Origin of the sequence: Nonomuraea diastatica (assembly GCF_004349015.1) — a bacterium.
Taxonomy (GTDB): domain Bacteria; phylum Actinomycetota; class Actinomycetes; order Streptosporangiales; family Streptosporangiaceae; genus Nonomuraea; species Nonomuraea diastatica.
In genome coordinates, this window is sequence record NZ_SMKP01000080.1 from 36,514 (window position 1) to 42,513 (window position 6,000).

Genomic DNA, 6,000 nt, shown 5'->3' on the forward strand with positions numbered 1-6,000 from the left:
GCAGGGCTAGTGCAGGGCTAGTGCAGGGCTAGTGCAGGGCTAGTTCAGGGCTAGTACATGGTCCCCCAGCCCCAACCGACGTTCACTTGAGTGGTGCAGATGGCCGCGATTTTCGATAAGAGCTTGACACTGGTGCGCACCAGTTGTCTACTACTGGTGCGCACCAGTTGAGGTGTGAGACCACAGAGTTCAGGGCGACCCCTATCCGCCAAGACGCGGGGCCGCCCCTCAACTCCCACCCGCTGCAAGCGAAAGAAGGAGCTTCACCATGATGACCCGCTTCTGCGGCATGACCAAGTCGGACTACTGCCCGCCCGCCTGCCGCAACGGCATGATCTGGAACCCCGGTTCCGGCCCGTATCCGTGCCCGATCTGTCAGGGCAACAACGGCGCCGCAAAGGCCGGCAAATGAGCGCCGACCTGCCGGGGAAGCGTCCGGCGCTCGCGCTGCTGGCCGCGGTCACCGCGGGCACGCCGCGGCATCTGGCCGATGAGGCCGCGTGCCGGTTCGACCCTGAGCTGCACACCGGCCCGGACGCCTTCGCCGATGAGCCCGCCGACGAGCGGGCGGCGCGGGAGCAGGTGGCCCGTGAGGTGTGCGCGGGCTGCCCGGTGTGGGCCTCGTGTCTGTTCTCCGCGCTGGACATGCGTCCGGCGTCGGGGATCTGGGCGGGGCTGACGCCCGAGGAACTCCGCGAGATGGCCGCGCCGGTGTCGCCGGATGCGGTGCGGGGGGTGGCGTGATGGATGTCCGCTACTTCACCGTCACGGCGCCGGCGCCGTGGAACAAGTCCGGGATCGCGCGGATCACCGTGCGCACCGGCGGCTCTTACCCGGTGTACCTGTGCATCGGTAACCAGCGCGCCGGCATGTCCGCCGATGAGGCGTGGGCGCTGTGGGTGGCGCTCGGCAACGCCCTGGCCGCCAGCTTCGGCCCTGCCCCGGACTGGGCCACCACCCAGCAGGACGGGGGCAGGTCGTGATGGCAACCGTCGAGAACACCCACAGCGAGGATGCCCGCTTCACCTTCGGGCTGGTCAGCGACGTTGTGAGCGCGCTGGAAACGCACGGGTACCGGCTTCCCCCCGAGGACGGACCCCGGCACCGCGCGCTGGGAGAGACGCTGGCGAGGCTGGCCGAGGTGACACGCGTCTTTGAGGGAGGCGTGTCGTGAGCCGCATCCTGGCCCGATTCTTCGACCCGGCCGGCAAGCGGTACGGGTTGCCGTCCTGGCCGTGGCAGATGGCACCGGCGCATCTGCTCACCCTGCGCCAGCTGGCCGCGCGAGGGCTTCGCCCCGGTGGTCAGGAGGTGCAGGGACAGGTCCTGTGGGCCTCGCGTCGTTACCGCGCCCGCGGTGGGGTGCGCGCGGCCTACCTGTATGACGTCCGGCTGGCGTTGCCCAAGCGCACCCCGACCGCCCGGCAGCGTGCCGCGTTGGGCAAGGCCCTGGCCGCCCGCCGCACGTGCCCCGACTGCACGCGCGACGTGGGCTATGTGCTGGCCCGCCACCTCGGTATCTGCAACGACTGCGCTGAAAGGAGCGCCGCCGCATGACCACCACCCCAGCCAACAACACGGGCAACGCCCCGTCCATCAACGGCGCGAGCCCCGAGCGCGCAACCCGCGCCCTGTTCGTGGTCATCACCGTGCAGACCGCCTACGGGGAGGTGTCCACCAGCAGTCACGACCTGATCGTCCCTGTCGGCATGCGCCACCTGGACCTGCTGACGCACGTGCTGAAGGAGCGCATCGCCGAGCACCTGCGCGGCAAGTGCGTCGTGCTGCACTACTCCGTTCACCCGGCGGTGGTCACATGAAGACCACCCGCCGGCGCGACTGGTGGACGCTCGGCGGTGTCGGCGTGGTGGCCGCCGCCGCGGTCATCGCCTCCTTCACCGCCCAAGCCGGACTCGGCCGTCTGGCCGGATGGGATGCCGCCCTGGCCCTGCCCGGCGGTCTCGAGGTCTCGCTGTCGTGGCTGCTGCCGTTGTGCGTGGACGCCTACGGCGCGGTGGCCACCCGGATCACCGTCAACGCCAAGTACAGCGCTGAGACCCGCAAGCACGCGCTGATCCACGCGGTCGGCGCGGTGGTGGTGTCCATCATCGGCAATGCTATCTACCACGCGCTGGAGGCCGGTGTGCTGCACCTGGGTAGTTCCCGGTGGGTGCTGGTGGTGGCGGTCAGCATGGTGCCGCCGGTGGCGCTCGGTGCGCTGGCTCACCTGATGGCCTTGTGTGCCCGCGACGACACCACCGAACCGGCGTCGTGCGAACCGGCATCGGAATCGGCACCCGCCGCCGCTCCGGTCCGTACGGACGACGCGCCTACGGCAGAGCCGTCACCTCCGACGGGCGTGGGGGAGGAACCCGTACGGGTGGAGCACGTGACGCGCGTGCCGCACACGCCCCGTACGGGTCCGGCGCCGCGTGCGGTGGCTGCCGCCCGTACGGGCGTGGTCGAGCTAGCCACCGTACGGGCCGACCGTACGGAGCGGACGGAACGTGTGGATCGTACGGCCTTCATCGCCGAACTCGCGCGCCAGATCTTTACGGCCGAAGCAGACGGCAACCGGTGGGAGCCCGACTACGACGAGCTTGAGGCCCGTTCCGGCTATCGCCGCTCGTGGTGTGAGAAGGCCGTACGGGACGCGCGGGCGCTGGCCGCCCACGATCAGCCGTCCACCACCAGCACCCACGACACCGACGCCGACGCAGGCGACGCTGACCAGCACACCGGCCATGGCGCCAGTGAGAATGAGGTGGCCCAGTGAGCCGCCGCCGCAACTTCCTGGAACTGCTGGTGGGGAACCTGGTCACCCTGGCCGTGCTGTCCGCCGTAGTCGGGCTGCTGGCCGCTGAGCTGACCCCGTGGCCGCCCTCGGTGGCGGTGTGGCTGTCCGGCTTCACCGCCGGGTTGATGGCCGCCCCGCTCATCCGTACCGGTCTCGCCGTACTGGCCGTACGGCTGTCGCATCCCCCCACCACCCGTACGGCCACCGGTACGGCCCCCCGTACGGGCGGCAAGCGTACGGGTGGCCGTACGCGACGCGGGGGGCGGTGATGGTCGTGACTGAACCCCGCACGGTGTACGTCATCACCGACGCCGCCCCCCGTACGGCCTGCCCCGGCTCCGCCAACGCCCGTCCCGTACGCCCGGCCGGTGTGCTGGCGCGCACCGCCGTGGCGGTGGCCGCGCTGCTGCTGGTGTCCGGACTGGTCCCGGACGTGTACGGCTTGCGCTGGTGGCTGTACGGGGCGGTGTTCGGCTGGCTGGTCTGGCCGTGGCTGCCCCGTATACGGGCGTTTGCCGCCCTGCTGTTCGGCGCGCTCGACGCGCTGGTGGCCGCCGTGCTCGGCACCCGCCGCCTGGTCTATCTGGCTGCGTTGCTGCGCCAGGCCGTACGCGAAACCCGCACCTCTGCCCGGCCCGCCGACGACAACGGCGCCGGCCGCAACGACGACGATGCCGCTTCTCCGGAAGGAGACCCTTCGTGAGCACTCCCGACAACACCGCCAAACCCGGCCGGAGCCGGATCCCCGAGCTGTCATCGATCCCGTGGGAGGGGCCTTCGGCGATCACCCGCTACGCCCAGGTCGGCCGCAACCTGGCCCGTGACCTCGGTGAAGAGTTCGCCCTCGGCTCCGATGAGCTGTACGCGGTGCTGATCCGCAGCTTCAAGGGCCACCCGGTGCTGAGCGTGTTCGGCGCCCCGGACGTGCGCCGCCGCGCCCGCCGGGTGGTCAAGCGGCTCAAGCGCGCCGCCGAACTCCAGCGCGGCGCCGGGGTGGAGCTGGTGAAGTTCCACGCCCAGTTCCGCAAGGAGTTCGTGGAGGTGCTGCCGCCGGCCAAGCCCGAAAAGCGGCGCACCGAGTTCAACTGGAAGGAGGAAGCCTGATGGCCCGCACCACTACCCCGCCGACGCCCGCGACGCTGCCCGCAGTCCCGGACTCCTCATCCTGGGAGCAGGTGGCCACCCGTGAGGTGTCCAAGGCGCTGCTGTACTTCCCGCCCTGGCTGGTCGGCGTGCTGCTGTTCGGCCTCGGCGCCGCCTTCCACTTCACCCTGGCCAGCGACGACCCGCAGACGATCGCCTGGACCACCGCACTCATCATGACGTGCGTGCTCGTGCTGACCGCGCTGACCTGGCGTCAGTCGCACGCCCGCAGCCTGACCGGGCGCGCGCACACCACGCTGACCACCCTCGCGGGTGGGCTGTGGGTGTGCGCGGCCACCATCAACGGCCCCGCCAGCACCGTCACCGGACGGCTGATCCTGATCGGCGGGGTGGCGTTCGCGCTGTCGTTCAACATCCGCACCGTCATCCGCACCAAGCAGATCGACGTGGGCGGCGCGGCGGCCGACCCGCTGGCCTTCCTGTTCGGCCGCGGCGCCGAGAAGGCCGGCATGCCGACGGTGCAGGCCCGCACCATCCAGGCATCCGCGCACAAGGTGACCGGCGAAGTCCAGCTTGCCGAAGGCCGTCAGATCGCCGACGACCTGCAAAAGAAGGTCCCCTACGTCGAGTCGGGGATCGGGCTGCCGCCCGGCTCCATCGTCACCAGCGTCGATCCCGACGACGCGAGCAAGGCCAAGGTGGTCATCTCCGACCCTCGAGTGATGAAGCAGCCCGTTCCCTGGCCCGGCCCGTCCCGCGTCGGCGCCTCGATCGCCGCGCCGGTACGGCCCGGCCTGTGGCAGGACCTCGACGACGTCGCCTACGTCATCGTCGGCCACCACGTGCAGATCATGGGCAAGACCGGTTCGGGCAAATCCATCGGCGGCGCCTGGAACCTACTCGCCGAGATCGTCACCCGCTCCGACGTGGCCGTGTTCGCCATCGACATCACCAAGGGGGAGCAGACGCTCGGACCGCTCAAGGCCGCCCTGCACCGGCTGGAGACCACCTCGCAGGGCGCCAAAGACCTGCTGACCGAGATGCAGGCCAAGATCAAGCCGCGCACCGACCTGCTGTCCGGTAAGGGCCTGCAGAAGTGGGCCGAAGGGTGCGGGCTCACCTACTGGGTGCTGTGGCTGGAGGAGTTCCCCGACATCTACGACGCCCTGACCGACAAGCAGCAAGAACAATTCCTGTCGCTGATCAAGGCGATCCGCAGCGCGGGCGGCACCGTCGTGCTCAGCCTTCAGCGCAGCGACTGGACCCAGATGCCCACCATCGCCCGCGGCCAGCTGGCCAAGATGTGCTTCGGCGTCGATTCGGCCGCCGATGCCACCTTCGGCCTGTCCGAGGCCCAAGAAGACGCCGGATGCCGCCCCGAGCTGTGGAGCAACAAGCAGCCCGGCATGGCCTACCTGGACGCCCCGTCCATTCCCGATGACCGGATCACGATGCCGATGCGAACCTACGCCTGGGGCATGAGCGCCGCCGGCGCCTTCGACGACGAACGCGCCCATGAGCAGATGCGCGCCCACGCCGCCGCCTTCCCCGCTATCCACAAGCAGATCGACCCCATGACCGCCGCCCTGTCCCGGCTGGCCGCCAGCGCGCTGGCCGCACCCGCCCCGCTCCCGGCCCTCAACGACGGCACCGCCGCCGACCCGGCCGACGACGACCCCGACGACGATGAGGAGGTGCGCAACGTCGCAGGCGAGTACCTGAACACCGACGACCCCGACCCCGAGGTCACCGTCGACCTGGACGACGAGATCAGCGACTTCCCCGAAGGGGAACCGCCGCTGACCTTCGCCCCGCCCGAGCCCAAGATGACCCCGGAGCAGCGCGGCGCGGCGCTCATGGACCGCCTGCACGAACTGTGGGACGACGGCGCCCGCGATGTCGGCACCGGGGACTTCAAGGTGCTGTGGGAGACCACCGACATCAGCCGCGCGTGGTTCCAGAAACAGATGCGGCGCCTGTCGGAGGCCGGCGTCATCGGCGCCTACGACGACGACCGCCAGCGCTACCTGATGGAGCACCGGCCCGAACTGCCCTAACCCCTCAAGATCCCGTGGCCCCCCTTCCGGGGCCACGGGCGG

Annotated in this window: 11 protein-coding genes; all 11 read left to right on the forward strand. The window is 70.5% G+C overall.

Annotated features, from left to right (window positions below; translation table 11 throughout):
• Nucleotides 1-268: 268 nt before the first annotated feature.
• The 11 genes from E1294_RS52935 to E1294_RS52945 are packed head-to-tail and all read left to right on the forward strand — an operon-like array spanning nucleotide 269 to nucleotide 5,958.
• Entirely contained in the window at nucleotides 269-412 is a 144-nt protein-coding gene (locus E1294_RS52935) for a hypothetical protein (RefSeq protein WP_165977485.1), read from the forward strand.
• Complete coding sequence (locus tag E1294_RS26555; RefSeq protein ID WP_132512675.1) at nucleotides 409-744, forward strand: WhiB family transcriptional regulator; 336 nt, start codon at nucleotides 409-411, stop codon at nucleotides 742-744. Before E1294_RS52935 ends, E1294_RS26555 begins: the two co-directional genes overlap by 4 nt.
• Nucleotides 744-983 (forward strand): hypothetical protein, encoded by a 240-nt coding sequence (locus E1294_RS26560; protein ID WP_132512677.1) that lies wholly within the window; start codon nucleotides 744-746, stop codon nucleotides 981-983. The genes E1294_RS26555 and E1294_RS26560 overlap by 1 nt, the downstream gene beginning before the upstream one ends.
• A complete protein-coding gene (locus E1294_RS26565; RefSeq protein ID WP_132512679.1) occupies nucleotides 983-1,174 on the forward strand; it encodes a hypothetical protein in 192 nt (63 codons plus the stop codon). Before E1294_RS26560 ends, E1294_RS26565 begins: the two co-directional genes overlap by 1 nt.
• The gene (locus E1294_RS26570) at nucleotides 1,171-1,557 is read left to right on the forward strand and encodes an RRQRL motif-containing zinc-binding protein (RefSeq protein ID WP_132512681.1); all 387 of its coding nucleotides are present in this window, start codon (nucleotides 1,171-1,173) and stop codon (nucleotides 1,555-1,557) included. Before E1294_RS26565 ends, E1294_RS26570 begins: the two co-directional genes overlap by 4 nt.
• Nucleotides 1,554-1,820, forward strand: a complete 267-nt coding sequence (locus E1294_RS52940) for a hypothetical protein (protein WP_165977486.1) — start codon at nucleotides 1,554-1,556, stop codon at nucleotides 1,818-1,820. The genes E1294_RS26570 and E1294_RS52940 overlap by 4 nt, the downstream gene beginning before the upstream one ends.
• On the forward strand, nucleotides 1,817-2,776 hold the full coding sequence (locus tag E1294_RS26575) for a DUF2637 domain-containing protein (protein ID WP_165977487.1): 960 nt from the start codon (nucleotides 1,817-1,819) through the stop codon (nucleotides 2,774-2,776). The genes E1294_RS52940 and E1294_RS26575 overlap by 4 nt, the downstream gene beginning before the upstream one ends.
• On the forward strand, nucleotides 2,773-3,066 hold the full coding sequence (locus tag E1294_RS26580) for a hypothetical protein (RefSeq protein WP_132512685.1): 294 nt from the start codon (nucleotides 2,773-2,775) through the stop codon (nucleotides 3,064-3,066). Before E1294_RS26575 ends, E1294_RS26580 begins: the two co-directional genes overlap by 4 nt.
• A gap of 5 nt (nucleotides 3,067-3,071) precedes the next feature.
• Nucleotides 3,072-3,500 (forward strand): hypothetical protein, encoded by a 429-nt coding sequence (locus E1294_RS26585; protein WP_132512687.1) that lies wholly within the window; start codon nucleotides 3,072-3,074, stop codon nucleotides 3,498-3,500.
• The gene (locus E1294_RS26590) at nucleotides 3,497-3,901 is read left to right on the forward strand and encodes a hypothetical protein (protein ID WP_132512689.1); all 405 of its coding nucleotides are present in this window, start codon (nucleotides 3,497-3,499) and stop codon (nucleotides 3,899-3,901) included. Before E1294_RS26585 ends, E1294_RS26590 begins: the two co-directional genes overlap by 4 nt.
• Nucleotides 3,901-5,958: an ATP-binding protein gene (locus E1294_RS52945; protein WP_165977488.1), complete on the forward strand. Its 2,058-nt coding sequence runs from the start codon at nucleotides 3,901-3,903 to the stop codon at nucleotides 5,956-5,958. The genes E1294_RS26590 and E1294_RS52945 overlap by 1 nt, the downstream gene beginning before the upstream one ends.
• Nucleotides 5,959-6,000 lie beyond the last annotated feature (42 nt).

Excerpts from the sequence above, each read along its gene's own strand:
- E1294_RS26555 (WP_132512675.1), top strand. The coding sequence starts at position 409 with ATGAGCGCCGACCTGCCGGGGAAGCGTCCGGCGCTCGCGCTGCTGGCC.
- E1294_RS52935 (WP_165977485.1), top strand. The coding sequence starts at position 269 with ATGATGACCCGCTTCTGCGGCATGACCAAGTCGGACTACTGCCCGCCC.
- E1294_RS26560 (WP_132512677.1), top strand. The coding sequence starts at position 744 with ATGGATGTCCGCTACTTCACCGTCACGGCGCCGGCGCCGTGGAACAAG.
- E1294_RS26565 (WP_132512679.1), top strand. The coding sequence starts at position 983 with ATGGCAACCGTCGAGAACACCCACAGCGAGGATGCCCGCTTCACCTTC.
- E1294_RS52940 (WP_165977486.1), top strand. The coding sequence starts at position 1,554 with ATGACCACCACCCCAGCCAACAACACGGGCAACGCCCCGTCCATCAAC.
- E1294_RS26575 (WP_165977487.1), top strand. The coding sequence starts at position 1,817 with ATGAAGACCACCCGCCGGCGCGACTGGTGGACGCTCGGCGGTGTCGGC.
- E1294_RS52945 (WP_165977488.1), top strand. The coding sequence starts at position 3,901 with ATGGCCCGCACCACTACCCCGCCGACGCCCGCGACGCTGCCCGCAGTC.